This window comes from Myroides oncorhynchi (assembly GCF_020905415.1).
GTDB lineage: Bacteria > Bacteroidota > Bacteroidia > Flavobacteriales > Flavobacteriaceae > Flavobacterium > Flavobacterium oncorhynchi_A.
On the sequence record NZ_JAJJMP010000001.1, the window covers coordinates 3457832 to 3474757 of the forward strand.

Sequence of the window (16926 nt, forward strand, 5' to 3'; positions counted from 1 at the left end):
TACCTTAATTTGCCTTATTAAACTCACTAATATGTCTTCACATCATATCGTCAGAGATGACCAAGAGCCTGCTTTAATTATAGCTAATGGTGCTGCCTGTAGCCAAGAACTTATGGGACAACTACTTGAATGGTCTCCCCTAGTTGTTGTACTAGATTCTGCCATAGAGAGAGTCATAGATCTAGGGATAAAAGTAGATGTGTTACTTGGTGATTTTGATAGAGACTTCGATGCAGATGCTTATAGAGAAAAACAATATCCTATAGAGATCATACATATAACTGATCAAAACTCAACTGACTTAGAAAAGGGATTTGACTATCTTATAAAACGTGGTATACCAGCTGCTAATGTAATCTGGGCTACTGGTAAACGCGCGGATCACACTATCACCAATATTACGAATATTAGCAAATATAAAGATAGACTTAAGATAACAATGTACGATGACTACTCACGTATATATCCGCTACCTAATCACTTCAAAAAGTGGTATGAAAAGGATACTATTATCTCTCTTATCCCAATAGGCGAAGTAACTAATATTATCACAACTAATCTGCTCTACCCTCTTCATAATGAATCTCTACTACTAGGTGAACGCACAGGAAGTAGTAATTCTGTATTAGAAGATGGAATGGTGACTATTAAATATAACACTGGTAACTTACTGATGATGGAATGTCATGATTAAAGTAATTTAGATAAGAATTAAAACTAAAATAATGATGCTATACCAAGTTTCCTAGCTTTGCATAGCATCATTGGTTATCTATTATATCTCTACTAAACACTAATCGTTCCTTGCGCAATTTCATTAATTAGATTTATGATAGCAGGCAAATGCTCTTTTTGATAACTAGGAATAAAATGTTTTTTACCTCCTATGCTGAACTGTGTTTCTTCTTCACCTACTATAGCAGGACTTCTCTTTATTTCTTCCCATAAACTTGTCACGCTTTCTTCTCCAAAATCTCTGCTTACAATACCTGTTTTGGTGATAACCATCCCATAAGGACTACTAAATAAAGGCTTGTCTAATATAACATATAAAATATCAACACCTACTAGCTCGCATTTCTGTACAAATTTAGTTACTAACTTTTGTTCTTCACTTGTGCTTTTTAAAATATTATGTAGCCCTAACTCTCTTATTACTCCTTTTAAGTCAGTAGCTTTTTTAATCTCTTCTGGTAAATAATTTAAACCTTGTAGCTTAGGTAAAATTAACTTCAAAGAATCTTGTAGAGCTATCTCCATACCTTCTAACTGTTCTTCACTAGTAACTAAAGTATTCTTATTACTAAAGTCATCCCAAAGCCTTATTCCTAATTCTTCTGCATCTGATTTTTGTATAAAATATTCAAGCTTAGGAATAATATCTCTATTGACAAAAGTAACATCTGACTGTGTTATAACTCTAAAATTAGTAATCAGAAATCCTATGCTATGTCTTTTTCCAACTAAGGGAATTTTAGCATGTACTCCTATGAATGCAAAAATAGATTCATCAGAGAGTACATCAATAGATGCTAGCATTTGTTGTTTAGCTATTTCCATTATCTCTGCATTATCTTCCCATTCAGGATGCTTTATGTTGTCAGCCATTAATACCTGTTGAACAGATAATGAAGCAGTATTTAAATAGTCTTCTAATATTTTATTAATTTCTAACATAGATTTATTTTAACTATAAATATAGTTATATTTTATTCACAATATAGTTATTTTAAAAAATTTACAAATTATAAACAAAAAAACAATGACTATAAAAAACACACTTATAATTCTTAAATACTATCTTTACATAAGATCTTAAGCAGATAAAGATGGATTATTTAAAAGAAGGAGAACACTTCGGAGAGCGTAAAAAACAGGTAATCGTAAAAGATGTTATCCTAAGTAAAGCGAATGCTACTGCTGATGCACATATACCATGGCATTATCATAAGCACGCTTATTTCTTATATAATCTAAATGGTCATCTTAATGAGGTTACTAAAAAGGGGGCATTAGAACTAACTCCTAAAAGCTTACTATACCACAATAGTCAAGAGCCACATTACAATAAAGATATACAGAAAGATTTTGACTTTCTACATGTGGAAATCCCAACAGAATGGTTCTTGAAATATGATCTATCATCTAGTATTATAGAGGGAAACTTTCTCTTAAAAGATCCTAGTCTTCAGACTATATTTAACAAGATACACGTAGAGTCTCAACTGGCAGACAAGGCGACTAATCTAGCTGTAGATGGGCTTTTACTACAGACTTTTGCACAAATAACTAGGCTAAATACCACTACAGAGAAATCTGACACCCCATTGTGGGTAAAAAAGCTAAAAGAAATCATACGAGAAGAACGATGGGAACTACTTTCGTTAAATTATCTTGCTACAGAATTGCAATTGCATCCTGTATATCTATCTAGAAAATTCCCTCAATATTTTAATATGAGTTTTGGAGAATTCTTAAGAGAACAAAAACTAAATAAAGCTCTTGACTTATTGCTATACACCTCTATGAGTCAAGCAGAAATAGCTTATCAATGTGATTTCTCTGATGAAAGTCATTTTATACGCATATTTAAATTAAAATATGGTGTAACTCCTGCTATATTTAAAAATCAACACAAAGGTTAAATATTTTCTATTAAGTTTAGAACATTCTATTTTTATAGTTATTTCTACTGTAATTTTGTATATCAATTAATACGAAGTGACTATGTACAGTTTTAAAAATGATTATGCTGAAGGCATGCATCCTAATATATTAAATAGAGTAATAGAAACTAATCTAATCCAACAAGCGGGATATGGTGAAGACGAATATTCTCTAAAAGCTAAAGAATTAATCCAAACTAAAATAGAGAATCCTAAGGCACAGATATACTTCGTGTCTGGAGGAACTCAAGCTAATTTATTAGTTATTTCTTCTATTCTACGTACACACCAAGCAGTTATAGCACCTCAGACCGGACATATATTTGCGAATGAGACAGGGGCTATAGAAGCTACAGGACATAAAGTAATCCCAGTAGCCACTGCTAATGGCAAGCTAACAGCTCACGATATAGAACGCACAGCAGGTGAATATGGATTAAGACCTCATGTGGTAGAGCCTAAGATGGTATATATTTCTAACTCTACAGAGCTGGGCACTATCTATACTAAAGAAGAACTAACTGCTATCTCTTCTACTTGTAAGCAGTTAGGATTATACCTTTTTATAGATGGGGCTAGATTAGGACATGCATTGACAGCTGATAATAATGACCTTACACTAAAGGATGTAGCAGATTTAACAGATGTGTTCTACATAGGAGCAACTAAAAATGGAGGATTATTAGGTGAAGCCATTGTATTTAATAATAATGAATTAGCTACTTATTTTGATTATAATCTAAAACAAAAAGGTGCTTTACTAGCCAAAGGAAGACTACTAGGATTACAATTTGAGGCTTTGTTCACGGATAATCTATATTTTGACTTAGCGAGTCATGCAAATAGAATGGCTACCAAATTAACAGAAGCATTTAAAGCAAAAGGATTTCATTTCTTAGGTGATTCTACTACGAATCAGTTATTCCCTATTCTTCCCTTAACTCTGATAGAAAAGTTAAATAAAGACTATGATTTCTATATATGGAAATCAATAGACCAAGAATATGCCGCTATTAGGCTTATTACTTCATGGGCAACACATGAAAAAATTGTTGATGAATTTATTGACAAGATAGAATAGAAAAAGCTCCTTAGTGGAGCTTTTTCTATTCTATCTTAAGGTTTATAGATATTCATGGCTTCATTATATATCGGACTATCTATATGTAAGAAGTTTAAAACACTGTGAAATACATGCTGCTGTGACAAATCTTTATTTGGCTTAAGAGTTCTTGAGTCTTTTGACACCCAAACAATAAAAGGTATCTCATATTGTTCTTTCGGAGCAAAGCTCATTGGGACACCGTGCATATATAGATTTTTCTCTCCTAAAGATTCACCATGATCTGAGACAAAGAGCATTGTACTTTTATAATCACTCAACTGTTTTAAATCCTCTATAACTTTGTTAAGAATATAATCTGTATAAACAATGGTATTGTCATAAGCATTCATTAGCTCTTCTTTACTACAGTTTGCTAATTCCACACTATTACATACAGGGCTAAACACCTCAAATTGACTAGGGTATTTCTTGTTATAAGTAGGACCATGACTTGTGCTAGTATGTAAGATTACTAAGACTTTATTCTTTTTACTACCTTGTATTTCTTCTTTTAACCCTGCTAGTAATACTTCATCATATTCTGTATATTCTCCTTTTACTTTTTGCTTAAGAATATCTCTATCTTGATATTTTTCAATATGTACAGGTGGTTCTCCCCAGTTCGTTGTTCTCCAGATTACTTCTACATCATTGCGATATAGATAATTTGGCAATATCTCGTATAAGTCATTAGTTGGCTCATGCTCTAAGATGCACTTCACTCCTGCTGTCGTATAGGTAGCACATGAAGTAGCATCGAAGTGATACAGATTCTCTACTTTAGATAGTAATGGGTTTGTATTTTTAGAATACCCATATAAGGAGAAATTCTCCTTTCTGGCAGATTCTCCGATTACCAATACAACTACTGACTTCTCTTTATCTCTAATCTTGGCATCAGGTAATAAAATCTCCTTTTTATTCTTCTGTGCGGCGTGTATAAAATACAAGGAAGTATTCACACTATAAGACCACGGCATTGCCAATCCACCTAATTGCTTAGAGTATTTATCTATCCATAGCCAGTTACTTGAGTTAGCAAAGGCTAGTATTGACATAAATACTAAGGTAAGTGAACTTACAGAGCCAAATCTCTTTAAGCTCTCAGGAACTAATTTTACCTTGTAAATATAAATACTAGGCAACACGCCTATTATAATAAAATATACTACTAACTTGATTGAAAAGAAACTGCTTGATTCTTCAAAATTAGTATTAAATACATTGCTAATCATACTTTCATCAACTATAGCATTATAAGTATTGACAAAATAAACAGCGATACTATTAATAATAAACGAAAGAATCAGCAAAAACTTTCCAAGATAGCGATGTATTGAAGTAAATAAATAAATAGCAAAGAAATTAGCTGCTACCATTAGAATTATTAAACTAACGATAAGCAATATCCCATTTAAACTAATGTATTCAATATTCTCAAAAACGAATCTATAGAATGAATAATGACATAACAACAAGAGTAAAACGCTCATTACTAAAGCGAAATAACTTGTTCTAATTTGTTTTTTTAACATAAAGAGTAGTGATTTTATACAATGTAATGATTAAGCTTATCAATGATAGGTAATAGACAACTAAATTTCTTTCCATTATCCTATGAACAAGCAATATACTACAAATGAAAAATAAAATAATAAACACAGGGTAATACTTTCTATTGTGAATCCACTTCCAAAATTCATATTTTTTAGATATTAAAGTTCCTATTATACCACAGATATAACCTACAAGGCTACCTACTATAACGTCTAATGGATAATGTGCTCCTACCGCTACTCGTGTAAATGCAAATACCAATCCCAACAATACAATAAAAATAAAGTAACTTATCTTATGTTTGGCTTTTTTAGGCATAAATGCAAACATCAATACAGTCAAAATGCTAAAGACAGTAATAGAATGTCCAGATGGAAAGCTATTAGAAGCTGCTAATCGCTCTCCTACTATAAAAAAACTGTGATTATCAAAAGAAGCTGCAGGTCTTGGTATAGCAAAAACATTCTTTATTAAGACAGTAAATAATAGTGAAAATAAAGAACTTGTAATTAATGATTCCCATAGCCTAGGTGTATAAACATATAAGATACTGAGAAGGGAGAGAAAGACTAAAGCATCTCCTATCTGTGTCATATTAGACACTAGGGTTGGATAACAACCTACGTTTTTATTAATATATAAAAAAGTGTTTTTCTGAACCTTTATATACCCCTCTATAGATAAACAGTCTACAAAGTATAAGCTAAAGGCAATAATGATTAATAGTAGAAAAGGTAGTAGAAATAGAAGTGCTCTAACTCTACAGTAATTGTTATTAATAATCTGATTCATTACTTCCCAAATAGATAAATGTTTTCATATTTTATTTGTTATTACCCATTATTCACATTCAATTGCATTGGAATAACACTTAGGTAACATTAACTTAATAATTACTTAAAAGTTTATTCATTTTAAACACATTTTAATTATTTATAATAAATATAAACAAGTATTGTTGTTTTTTTATTGAAGTATAACGGTATAAATGTATAATTATTTCAATAATACCTAAAAACTATTATTTAAATAAATTATATTTTATATGAATGGCATTCTCAATATTCTAACTACTATTTAAGCTATATAGAATACGCATGATAATCCCTTAATAAAAAGTAGTATAACTAAGTAAGAACCATAATAGAAATAATCTACAGCGTTCATTATTAGTATCAATAAATTAAAAAGAATTTTTGCATGGAGTAATTATTACTTAATATACCTAATTAACAAAAAAGCCATCTATAGTATAGATGGCTTTTAAGATTAAATTTTTAAAGGTATTTTTCTTTCTATTAAAATTCTTCTGAATAATTACAGTTCCTTTAGGATACACCATAGAATTAGCTTTTTCTACAGAAATTTTTCTAAATCAATAAGAATAAAAGTTGTATTAGTTAAAAAGTTAATCTCATACTCTGAAGTATCCTCTCCACCGATAGCAATTAACAAAGCACTTCCAAACATCTGATAAGCAAATGAATATGAAATACTTTAACACTTATCATTAGTTGTTGTTTTAAAGAAAGTAGTATATGTACCTACATCTTTTCTAAACTCAACTCAAGATGCGTATAAAAATTAATATGTTAATTTGATTATTTTAAAAACTGACCTAAAAGAATGATTAGGATCAATATATTCCTAAACACTCCAATCTATTATCTTTACTTCTTTAGAGGCTAGATAATCGTTTGTTTTAGAAAATGGTTTGCTTCCAAAGAAACCTCTATATACAGATAATGGTGATGGATGTACTGTTTCTATAACTAAGTGCTTAGTTCTATCAATAGTCTTACCTTTTTTCTGCGCATAGCTTCCCCAAAGTATAAATACAAGATTCTCTCTGTGTTTACTCAATTGTTCAATTACTCCATCTGTAAACTTCTCCCAACCAATTCTCTGATGAGAGCCCGCTTTCTTCTCTTCTACAGTTAGAGTGGCGTTTAGCAAGAACACTCCCTGCTCTGCCCATTTACTTAAGTCTCCATTTAGATTTCGGATGCCTAGATCACTTTCTAGCTCCTTATAGATATTCTGTAAGCTAGGAGGTAATTTAACTCCTTTACTGACACTAAAAGATAGCCCATTAGCTTGAAAAGCACCGTGGTATGGATCTTGACCAATAATAACTACTTTAACATCTTTAAAATCAACTAGATCAAAAGCTTTATATACTTCTTCTTTAGGAGGAAAGACCATCGATATTTCATAGAGAGAATCAACAGTTTGCATAAGTGTTTTAAAGTATGGAGAAGATATTTCTTCTTTTAAGTAGGTATTCCAACCTGATGCTTGTATTTTCATTTTTTTTTCAAATATAAGTCATTTTATTGGTGCATTTCTAAATTAGTATATAGACAGAGGGCTAAGCGTATGCTTAGCCCTAACTAGTTTTTTAAAATTATAGCTCTGTAGCGTTTTTCATATTAGGTAAGAAAGCTCCTCTTACACAGAAAACATCTTTGACATCTTTTATATTTACTTCTATATTGTCAAAAGCAGGATTATCACTTATCAGTAAAAGCTTACCTTCTTCTGTTTTGCGTTTAAATCTATATATTACGATTCCTTTATCTTTTAGAATAAATAAATAGATATGCCATAACTGTAATTCTTTGATATCAATACGTTTAGTAATAACATAAGAAGTCATTTTTATAGTAGGATACATATTGTCTACAGAAACCTGAAAAGCAGTATCCACCTCTTCAGTAGTAGGAAACACATAACTAGGAGCCGTTGCTAATGTTTTCTCTGGATCTAGAAAATATTCAAAGTGATGATCTATTGAAATCATTTTTACTTTTCGCTTGTGATAACTAGTATTATAAACCGCAGTAGAATCTGAAAAGAATAATTCGTTTAGATCTATCTTGTGCTCTTTACACAATGCTATTAATCCTTCGTATTGTAAACTATCTCTCTTTTTCCACGATGAGATAGTATTAGGTTTAACATCTAGAATAACAGAAAGTTGGAGATCAGTTTTAATCCCCATCATTCTCTTTAATTTTTTGATTACTCCTGTTGCATCTTGCATAGCCTTAATTTTTAATGTTTAATTTTCTTTTTTGTTTAACAATTGTTTTAACTCATATTTAAGTAGCCTATCAAGGTTATAATGATAGAATTCAAAGAATATGATTAGTGGCTATTTGTACTCTATCTTCTAATTACTAGTAAAAACTGTACCAATTTAAATCATCTTAAAACAAACTATAATAGCTTAGGCCTTATGATAACACAGTATTTAAAAGATATAAAAATGTTGTTTTATTATTATTTATACAATACAAAATACAAAATAATAATACCAAATAATCATAATATTCAAATAATATAAGGTTAATGATGTTTATTAATTCACAATAATGTATACAAAGCAATCATTCTCAAATATTTTGCCAATATTTTAAAAAAAGAGATGACCTACAATACGTCCATAATTCGCAATAATTGATTGATATTTAGAGAGATTGATGATTTGAAGGATCACAAATTGGAGATGTTTTATGATTAAAAAACTTATTTCTGTATAAATATTAGACCATTTTTATTTTTTGGCTTCTTTTTTGTAATACTCTTATTGTAGATACACTAATTATATTCAAAAAGTATAAAGAAGTTAATTTTTTTGATTAATAACAATTCTACTTTTTACTACAAGAATTCGAAAAGATAGAATTAATTATCTTGAGTATTGTGATTTCTTTAATTGAGTTATTGACTTATTTCTAATCGTATTCTAATGTTGTTTTAATCTGTATCTAATCAAATTCAAAGTGCCCTATAAGTATCAACTAATAATTTTGACCTTAAAATAAATAGACAATGTTTAAAAATACTTTAGTAACCGTTTTATGTGCCTTAAGTCTGGGAACTTTTGCTCAGGATGGCAACAAGAAAACACTAATACTATCAAAGGAAAGTGCTGAAGCAATGTTCTTAGAGCAGAATTTAGACCTGATTGCTAAGAATCTCGAGATATCACAAGCTGAAGCTCAGTTACTGCAAGCTCGTTTATGGCCCAACCCTACTTTTGAAGTTTCGGAAGTAAACTTCTGGCGAACTTCTGATATAGAAGAACAACCAAAACTAGTAGGAAACTGGGGTGAAGCACAGCAGTATGCCTTCAGAGTGGAGCAAATGATTCAAACAGGAGGTAAACGCAAAAAGACGATTGAGTTACAAAAGCTAACTATAGAAGAGAAAAGACAAGAGTTTGAAAGTATTATTAGAGAGCTTAAACTAGAGTTGAGAAATAACCTTTCTGATATTCAAATGCTTCAAGAGCAACGTAAGATATATGAGAAACAGATAGAAAGTACTCAGAGCCTTACATTGGCATATAAAAACCAGTTACAACAAGGGAATATTAGCCAAGCCCAGTATATCAGACTAAAAGCTGCAGAACTTCAGTTTAAAAAAGAGTTGGTTAACATCAACAAAGAACTAGAAGAAGCTATCAAAGACTTTAAGAATTATATCAGTATAGGCAATAATACACAAGTAGAAATAACTGATTTGCTAATCGCTCCCAATAAGGAGGTATCTGAATTAAAATTAGAGGACTGGATTATCTCAGCACAAGAAGAAAGACCAGATGCTTTAAAAAGCAAGACGCTAGAGAAACAGTCAGTAAAGCGATTCGAAATCGAGAAAGCACAACGAGTACCTGATATTACACTAGGTGTAGACTATGACAGAGGAGGGAATATAATGCGTGATTTCGTTGGTTTTGGAATTTCCTTTGACTTGCCAATATTCGATAGAAATAAAGGAAATATCAAAGAAGCAAAAATAGACATTGAATTAGCTAAACTAGATACACAAACCAAGCTAAATGAAATAGCTAATGATATCGTAGAGGCATTTAGAAACTATCACCACGCAGAGGCTTTATATAAAGATATTGAAAGTGATTATGAAGGGCAATTAGATCAGTTGCTTGACGCTTATCACAGGAACTTTCAAAAGAGAAATGTTAGCTTAATCGAGTACTTAGACTTTGTAGAGGCCTATATTGAGAATAAGACTATCCTATTAGAAACTAAGAAAGATCTAAATGATCACTTCGAGAAACTACAGTATGCTGTAGGGAAAGATTTATAAGATTTAAACGAAATGAAAATGACAAAATATTCTATACTTACATTAGCCTTATTCAATATAGCCTTAGTTAGCTGTAATAAGGGAAGTCAAAATACTGAAGAGACAACTCCTACTCAAGAGTGTCTTTCTGAAGCGATGAAAAACACGCTTAAGATGGAAAAAGTAACGCTTAGATCTGTAGAGCGTAGCTTAACGTTAAATGGATATATTGATTATAACCAAGATAAGACTGTTCCTTATAACAGTTTAGTAGATGGATTAGTATCTAATACATACTTCTCATTAGGAGACTATGTTACGAAAGGTCAGTTATTAGCTGAAATCAAAAGTACAGATACTAATGAGATATACAGCGAACTCAAATCTACTGAAGCAGAACTAAAAGTAGCCCTTAGAGAATTAGAGTCTGTAGAGTCTATGTATAAAGATGGTATCTCTTCTCAAAAAGAATTAGTAGAGGCACAAGAAGATGTAAAAACTTTAAAGAGTAAAGTAACTGCTTCTAAAAGTAGTTTAGCCATATTTAATAGTCATGGTGAATCTGGGGTAGTTAAAGTAGTCGCTCCACAGTCTGGATATATCGTGACAAAAAGTATTAGTACAGGTATGACTGTAAATGCAGGTGATGAACCCCTATTCACGATAGCGGATCTATCTGATGTATGGATTATGGCTAATGTATATACAACGAATATGCGCCATATACAACCTAATCAAGGTGTACAGGTCTCTACCCTAGCTTATCCTGATGAATATTTCGCAGGAAAAGTAACTAAAGTATCACAAGTGTTTGATGCAGAAGAGCGCGTGCTTAAAGCACAAATCTCTATGGTAAACAAGGAAATGAAATTAAAGCCAGGTATGTCTGCTGATATCATCATTCAGTTAGAAACTAATGATGGCAAATCATTAGCGATTCCTAATACAGCAATCATCTTTGACAATAATCAGAACTATGTGGTAGTCTATAAGAATGACTGTGAACAAGAAATTAGAAAGATTACACCAGTATCTAAAAACAATATCTATACATATGTAGCTGATGGAGTAAAAGAAAATGAGATGGTCGTTACTACAAATGAATTACTAATCTATGAGCAATTAACTAACAAATTGTAAGTAGTAAAAGCCTTTATTTATGCAAAAGTTCGTAAAAAATATAGTTTCTTTCTCACTTAAGAATACTTTCATCGTCATTTTCGGTGTCTTGTTATTGTTATTTGGAGGAATCTATAGTTATATACATACTCCTATTGAGGCCTTCCCTGATGTGACCAATACGAGAGCTCGTATTATCACGCAATGGCCAGGTCGTAGTGCGGAGGAAGTAGAAAAGTTTATTACTCTTCCTATCTCTAAAGAAGTGAATACTATTCCTAATAAAGCAGAGGTAAGATCAATATCCTTATTTGGTCTTTCTGTAGTGACCGTATTGTTTAACGATGAAGTAGATGACTTTTTCGCTCAACAATACGCTTCTAATAGAATGGGAAATGTAAACCTACCTGAAGGAGCTGAATTTGAAATAGAACCACCTTCTGGAGCTACAGGAGAGATATTTAGATATATCGTGAAGAGTGACCTTCCTATAAAAGAAGTTACTGCTATCCAAGACTGGGTAATCGAAAGAGAGTTACTTTCTGTACCTGGTGTAGCTGATGTAGTAAGCTTCGGTGGAGAAGAAAAGATTTACGAAATACAGATTAATCCAACAGAATTAATCAACTATGACTTATCTCCTTTAGATGTCTATGAGGCAGTAGAGAAAAGTAATATTAATGTAGGTGGTGATGTAATCCAACGTGGTGATCAGGCTTATGTCGTACGTGGTGTAGGATTATTAGATAATGCGGAGGATATAGAGAATATCTTAATCGAAGTAAAAGGAAGTACTCCTATCTTAGTCAAGCACGTAGCTAATGTAACTATCTCAGCTAAACCTCGTCTAGGACAAGTAAGCTATCAAGACGATGAAGATGTGGTACAAGGTATCGTCGTGATGCTACGTGGAGAAAATCCAAGTGCTGTCATCGAAAGTTTAAAAGCAAAAATAGATGATCTAAATGGCCGTATCTTACCTAAGAACGTTCAAATAGAAACTGTAGTAGATAGAACACATTTAGTAAATAATACAGTACACACTGTCTCTAAAAACTTAGTAGAAGGTGTGATATTAGTATCTATTATCGTCTTTATCTTCTTATATAACTGGCGTACGACGTTCATCGTAGCCTCTGTTATTCCCCTGGCATTCTTATTTGCTATTATAATGCTAAAGATACAAGGCTTACCAGCTAACCTTATTTCGATGGGTGCATTAGACTTCGGTTTACTACTAGAAGGAACACTTGTCATCGTAGAGCACGTCTTCGTCGGATTAGAGAAGCGAGCAGAACAAGTTGGTATGGCAAGGTTTAATAGAATGTCTAAACTAGGAACGATTAAGAAAAGTGCTACGAGTGTAGCAAGTTATATCTTCTTTGCCCTATTAATCTTAATTGTAGCTTTAATGCCTATCTTCTCTTTCCAAAAAGTAGAAGGTAAGATGTTCTCTCCCCTAGCCTTTACATTAGGATATGCCTTACTTGGTTCATTAATACTGAGTTTAACTTATGTGCCTGCGATGTGTAAATTGCTATTGACTAAGGACATTAAAGAACGCGAGAATATGATTTCTAAGTTCTTCAAAAACAATATCTATAAGATGTTCAACTGGAGTTTTACACATAAGAAATTAACTCTTTCTCTATTTGTAGGGTTATTAGTGATCTGTGGTGTGCGTTTTCATTATTATGGTTCAGAATTCTTACCTAAACTTAACGAAGGAGCACTTTATATCAGAGCTACACTACCGAGTAGTATTAACTTAGATGAATCAGTACGTCTATCTAAGGAAATGAAGGCGAAGATCAGAGAGTTTGATGAGGTCAAGTTTGTCTTATCTCAGACAGGGCGCCCTAATGATGGTACAGACCCTACTGGATTCTTTAATATAGAATTTCACGCAGAGTTAAAACCAGAAAATGAATGGAAACGTAAGATATCCAAAGACAAACTATTAGAGGAAATAAGATTACAGTTAGATAATTACCCTGGAGTAAACTTTGGATTCAGCCAACCTATACAGGATAACGTAGAGGAATACGTAGCAGGAGTTAAGAGTTCTCTTGTAATCAAGATATTTGGCGATGATTTATTCGAATTAGAGAAATACGCTAATCAAGTAGCCAAAAGCATTAAAGATGTAGAGGGAGTGACTGACTTAAATGTATTTAAAAACATCGGTCAACCAGAATTAAGAATAAAACTACATGATCACAAGATGGCCAAGTATGCTGTAACTACAGCAGATGCTCAGGCAGTAATAGCAATGACTATTGGTGGTCAGGCAGCTACGACACTCTATGAAAATGAAAGAATGTTCGACGTGGTACTGCGTTTTGACAAAGGATATAGAGACTCAGCAGAGAAAATAGAAGAGATATTAATCCCTTCATTAGATGGTAAACAAGTACCACTAAAAGAAATCGCTACAATAGATTATCACACAGGACCAGCCTTTATATATAGAGAAGGTGGTAGTAGATATATCGGTATAGGATTTAGTATTGAAGGACGAGATCTTGGAAGTACAATAGCAGAAGCAAGAGCTAAAGTAGATAAAGAAGTAAAACTGCCAGCAGCTAATAAAATGGAATGGGCAGGAGAATTTGAGAGTAAAGAACGTGCGGCTAATCAGCTAACCCTTGTTGTACCTATCTCTTTAATCCTTATCCTAGTGCTATTATACTTCAACTTTGGGAATGTAAAAGACACTGCTATTGCGGCACTTACGATTCCGTTTGCTTTTATTGGAGGATTTATGTCATTATGGATGACTGGCACGATATTTGGAATATCTGCTGGTATAGGGTTCATTATTCTTTTTGGTGTTGCTACGATAGATGGTATTGTACTAATCGGAGTAATGAGAGAAAACCTACAGCACAGAATGCCTTTAATAGACGCCATTAAAGATGGAGTGAAGAGTCGTATTAGACCAGTAGTTATGATTGCCCTTATGGGATCGATGGGACTACTACCAGCGGCACTGTCTAATGGAATGGGATCTGAGATCCAAAAGCCATTAGCTATTATGATTGTAGGAGGATTACTTATCTGTATGATACTTTCCTTTACTATCCTACCGCTAGTATTCTATTGGGCTTATAGAAATAAGAAGTAGATTTTTTCATATATTTTTTTTGGAGAGGCTTTGTGTTATTAAATGCAAAGCCTCTTTTTTTTGCAGAAAATTTTTACACACACCACAATCACCTCCTCTTCTTAAACTCTAAAGGACTCATCCCTGTATGTCTAAAAAAAAACTTCGTAAAATGGCTAGCATCTGTAAAGCCAAACTCTATCGCTATAGAGGATAAAGAATGATCTGTATGCTTTATTCTATTCTTGATAGTTTCTATTTTTAAAGCATTGATATAACTGCTAATGCTCATCTCCATTTTAGTAGAAAAGAAGTTTCTCAAGCCTGATTCTGATAATCCAAATATTGTACTCAAATGCTTTAATCCTAGTTTTTCAGGGAAGTGGATATGACCATGTATATAGTTCTGTATACGCTCTATTTTAGAGGCTGTATAGGCATCTGAAGCCACGGTAGGTTCTGTACAATATTTATCCATAAGGATTAATACACTTCTAAGTAGATTAATATGCAACTCAGACACTTGCTGCTTATTCTCCTCCCATTCTATGATCATCAAATCTATAATGACTATAATCTTACTAACTAATGCTAAATCATCAGTCTTAAACTTACCTGAGTTCCACTTTCGAGCTAAGCTAGTCAACAGATTATCCCAGTAGTCAGTACTACTTGTATTAATTCCATCCTTTACAGCACTAGGCAAAAACTTTATCACTCTAAACCTAGTCTGTCCCTCGATATAGAAGTGATGACTATCCTCCGGAGATAAAAATATAATAGTATCTCCTTGATAATTAGACTCCTCTTTATTTAAATCGTGTACACCATACCCTTCACTTAAGAGCATTAACTCAAAGTGATTATGGTTATGATATGTAAAAGGCCATTGTTCTGTGCGGAAATGCCTTAAAAATAGAGGTTCAAACTGGACTAGTTTCATAGCACAAACTTAACGAATTATACTATTAATATAACACTTTATACCAAATTAACTTCTAGAACTCTTCTACTTTTGCCTACTTACAAACTCAACTTATATGTCAATCAAAAATAAAGACAAATATGCCATCCCTGTCATGGCCTTTACTGCAGGAACTATTGTCGCCAATGTCTATTATAGTCAACCTATTCTTAAGAATATAGCAGAGACTTTAGGTGAAGCAGAAACAGCAGTCGGGAAAGTATCTATGCTAGCGCAAATAGGCTATGGTGTAGGGATGTTCTTTTTACTTCCCTTAGGTGATAAAATAAATAGAAAGCGATTAATCATCACTATTTCTATTATTCAGACTTTGATCTTACTAATTATCGCTAATACGAATTCACTTACTCCTCTTTTAATTCTTAGCTTCCTAACAGGAGTATGCTCTACTCCAGCGCAAATCATCTTACCGATGGCAGCGCTTCTAAATAAAGAGAATAGAGGGAAGAGTGTAGGTATTGTGTTTAGTGGTATTCTGTGTGGAATATTAGGATCTCGATTAATCAGTGGATCCTTAACAGATCTATGGGGATGGCAAAGTGTATATGCCTTCTCAGCGATAATGATTGTGATAAGCATTGTATTGATGTGGTTCTTCTTACCGAATGCACCTATCAAGTTTAAAGGAAGTTATATCAGTTTACTTAAATCTACTTTATGCCTTGTTAAGGAACATAAAACACTTAGACAGGCTGCTTTATTAGGATCGTTTACTTTCGGTATCTTCTGTTCATTCTGGACAACACTTACATTCCATCTAAGTGGAAAACCATTTAATTATACACCCTCAGCTATCGGTATGTTTGCTATTGTAGCGATTGGAGGAGCCTTAGTAGCTCCTTATTTTGGGAAGTTAGCAGATAAAGGAAAGATATTTGAAAACTTGTTCCTGACTATTTCTTTAATCATCATAAGCTTAATAGCAATGTTGATTTTCCCTCATTCTATTTGGGTATTAATTATCGCTATTTTCTTATTAGACATAGGAGTTCAGGCAACTCAGATTACTAACTTTACACGCATATATGCACTTAATGAAGAAGCTCATAGTAGATTAAATACAGTCTATATGACGGCCTATTTTATAGGAGCAGGTATAGGTACGTTCTTTGGTCTGATTAGTTGGAATATTGGCGGATGGGAAGGTTCGTTGACACAAATGCTAGTATGGAGTTTCTTAGCTATGGGAGTTGTTCTTCTATCTAAAAAAGGGAAGTTATAATACCTTAAATCTGCAGATAACGTTTAAACGAGAAAGAATTGTATAAAACAGAGTAAAATTAGATTAAGC

At 32.6% G+C, this 16926-nt stretch carries 13 protein-coding genes; 7 read left to right on the plus strand and 6 right to left on the minus strand.

Annotated features, from left to right (window positions below; genetic code table 11):
* Window positions 1-31: 31 nt before the first annotated feature.
* Window positions 32-694 carry a thiamine diphosphokinase gene (locus LNQ81_RS14985; protein ID WP_229948098.1) on the plus strand — a complete coding sequence of 221 codons (663 nt, stop codon included), beginning with the start codon at window positions 32-34 and terminating at the stop codon, window positions 692-694.
* 92 nt (window positions 695-786) lie between these two features.
* Here LNQ81_RS14985 and LNQ81_RS14990 read toward each other — a convergent pair whose 3' ends face one another.
* On the minus strand, window positions 787-1677 hold the full coding sequence (locus tag LNQ81_RS14990; RefSeq protein ID WP_229948099.1) for a hypothetical protein: 891 nt from the start codon (window positions 1675-1677) through the stop codon (window positions 787-789).
* A 152-nt stretch (window positions 1678-1829) separates the two neighbouring features.
* On the opposite strand from LNQ81_RS14990, the gene LNQ81_RS14995 reads away from it, so the two are divergent.
* Complete coding sequence (locus tag LNQ81_RS14995) at window positions 1830-2645, plus strand: helix-turn-helix domain-containing protein (protein ID WP_229948101.1); 816 nt, start codon at window positions 1830-1832, stop codon at window positions 2643-2645.
* An 82-nt stretch (window positions 2646-2727) separates the two neighbouring features.
* Window positions 2728-3747 (plus strand): threonine aldolase family protein, encoded by a 1020-nt coding sequence (locus LNQ81_RS15000; RefSeq protein ID WP_229948103.1) that lies wholly within the window; start codon window positions 2728-2730, stop codon window positions 3745-3747.
* 35 nt (window positions 3748-3782) lie between these two features.
* On the opposite strand, the gene eptA is transcribed toward LNQ81_RS15000, so the two are convergent.
* From eptA to LNQ81_RS15020, 4 genes are all read right to left on the minus strand, one after another.
* On the minus strand, window positions 3783-5306 hold the full coding sequence (gene eptA / locus LNQ81_RS15005) for a phosphoethanolamine--lipid A transferase EptA (protein ID WP_229948105.1): 1524 nt from the start codon (window positions 5304-5306) through the stop codon (window positions 3783-3785).
* On the minus strand, window positions 5287-6120 hold the full coding sequence (locus LNQ81_RS15010; protein ID WP_229948107.1) for a phosphatase PAP2 family protein: 834 nt from the start codon (window positions 6118-6120) through the stop codon (window positions 5287-5289). Before LNQ81_RS15010 ends, eptA begins: the two co-directional genes overlap by 20 nt.
* Before the next feature lie 855 nt (window positions 6121-6975).
* Window positions 6976-7638, minus strand: a complete 663-nt coding sequence (gene ung / locus LNQ81_RS15015) for a uracil-DNA glycosylase (RefSeq protein WP_229948109.1) — start codon at window positions 7636-7638, stop codon at window positions 6976-6978.
* Window positions 7639-7735: 97 nt separating this feature from the next.
* Window positions 7736-8374 (minus strand): LexA family transcriptional regulator, encoded by a 639-nt coding sequence (locus LNQ81_RS15020; RefSeq protein ID WP_229948111.1) that lies wholly within the window; start codon window positions 8372-8374, stop codon window positions 7736-7738.
* A gap of 791 nt (window positions 8375-9165) precedes the next feature.
* Between LNQ81_RS15020 and LNQ81_RS15025 the strand changes: the two genes are divergently transcribed.
* Genes LNQ81_RS15025 through LNQ81_RS15035 form a run of 3 tightly spaced genes read left to right on the plus strand, consistent with a single transcriptional unit; the run spans window position 9166 to window position 14671 of the window.
* A complete protein-coding gene (locus tag LNQ81_RS15025; protein ID WP_229948113.1) occupies window positions 9166-10446 on the plus strand; it encodes a TolC family protein in 1281 nt (426 codons plus the stop codon).
* Between the two features lie 18 nt (window positions 10447-10464).
* Entirely contained in the window at window positions 10465-11565 is a 1101-nt protein-coding gene (locus LNQ81_RS15030) for an efflux RND transporter periplasmic adaptor subunit (protein ID WP_229948114.1), read from the plus strand.
* 19 nt (window positions 11566-11584) lie between these two features.
* Window positions 11585-14671: an efflux RND transporter permease subunit gene (locus LNQ81_RS15035; RefSeq protein WP_229948116.1), complete on the plus strand. Its 3087-nt coding sequence runs from the start codon at window positions 11585-11587 to the stop codon at window positions 14669-14671.
* Window positions 14672-14759: 88 nt separating this feature from the next.
* On the opposite strand, the gene LNQ81_RS15040 is transcribed toward LNQ81_RS15035, so the two are convergent.
* The gene (locus LNQ81_RS15040; protein ID WP_229948118.1) at window positions 14760-15593 is read right to left on the minus strand and encodes an AraC family transcriptional regulator; all 834 of its coding nucleotides are present in this window, start codon (window positions 15591-15593) and stop codon (window positions 14760-14762) included.
* 97 nt (window positions 15594-15690) lie between these two features.
* Between LNQ81_RS15040 and LNQ81_RS15045 the strand changes: the two genes are divergently transcribed.
* Window positions 15691-16857: an MFS transporter gene (locus tag LNQ81_RS15045; RefSeq protein WP_229948120.1), complete on the plus strand. Its 1167-nt coding sequence runs from the start codon at window positions 15691-15693 to the stop codon at window positions 16855-16857.
* Window positions 16858-16926 lie beyond the last annotated feature (69 nt).

Excerpts from the sequence above, each read along its gene's own strand:
- eptA (WP_229948105.1), bottom strand. The coding sequence starts at position 5,306 with ATGTTAAAAAAACAAATTAGAACAAGTTATTTCGCTTTAGTAATGAGC.
- LNQ81_RS15040 (WP_229948118.1), bottom strand. The coding sequence starts at position 15,593 with ATGAAACTAGTCCAGTTTGAACCTCTATTTTTAAGGCATTTCCGCACA.
- LNQ81_RS14990 (WP_229948099.1), bottom strand. The coding sequence starts at position 1,677 with ATGTTAGAAATTAATAAAATATTAGAAGACTATTTAAATACTGCTTCA.
- LNQ81_RS15025 (WP_229948113.1), top strand. The coding sequence starts at position 9,166 with ATGTTTAAAAATACTTTAGTAACCGTTTTATGTGCCTTAAGTCTGGGA.
- LNQ81_RS14995 (WP_229948101.1), top strand. The coding sequence starts at position 1,830 with ATGGATTATTTAAAAGAAGGAGAACACTTCGGAGAGCGTAAAAAACAG.
- ung (WP_229948109.1), bottom strand. The coding sequence starts at position 7,638 with ATGAAAATACAAGCATCAGGTTGGAATACCTACTTAAAAGAAGAAATA.
- LNQ81_RS14985 (WP_229948098.1), top strand. The coding sequence starts at position 32 with ATGTCTTCACATCATATCGTCAGAGATGACCAAGAGCCTGCTTTAATT.
- LNQ81_RS15020 (WP_229948111.1), bottom strand. The coding sequence starts at position 8,374 with ATGCAAGATGCAACAGGAGTAATCAAAAAATTAAAGAGAATGATGGGG.
- LNQ81_RS15010 (WP_229948107.1), bottom strand. The coding sequence starts at position 6,120 with ATGAATCAGATTATTAATAACAATTACTGTAGAGTTAGAGCACTTCTA.
- LNQ81_RS15030 (WP_229948114.1), top strand. The coding sequence starts at position 10,465 with ATGACAAAATATTCTATACTTACATTAGCCTTATTCAATATAGCCTTA.
- LNQ81_RS15035 (WP_229948116.1), top strand. The coding sequence starts at position 11,585 with ATGCAAAAGTTCGTAAAAAATATAGTTTCTTTCTCACTTAAGAATACT.
- LNQ81_RS15000 (WP_229948103.1), top strand. The coding sequence starts at position 2,728 with ATGTACAGTTTTAAAAATGATTATGCTGAAGGCATGCATCCTAATATA.
- LNQ81_RS15045 (WP_229948120.1), top strand. The coding sequence starts at position 15,691 with ATGTCAATCAAAAATAAAGACAAATATGCCATCCCTGTCATGGCCTTT.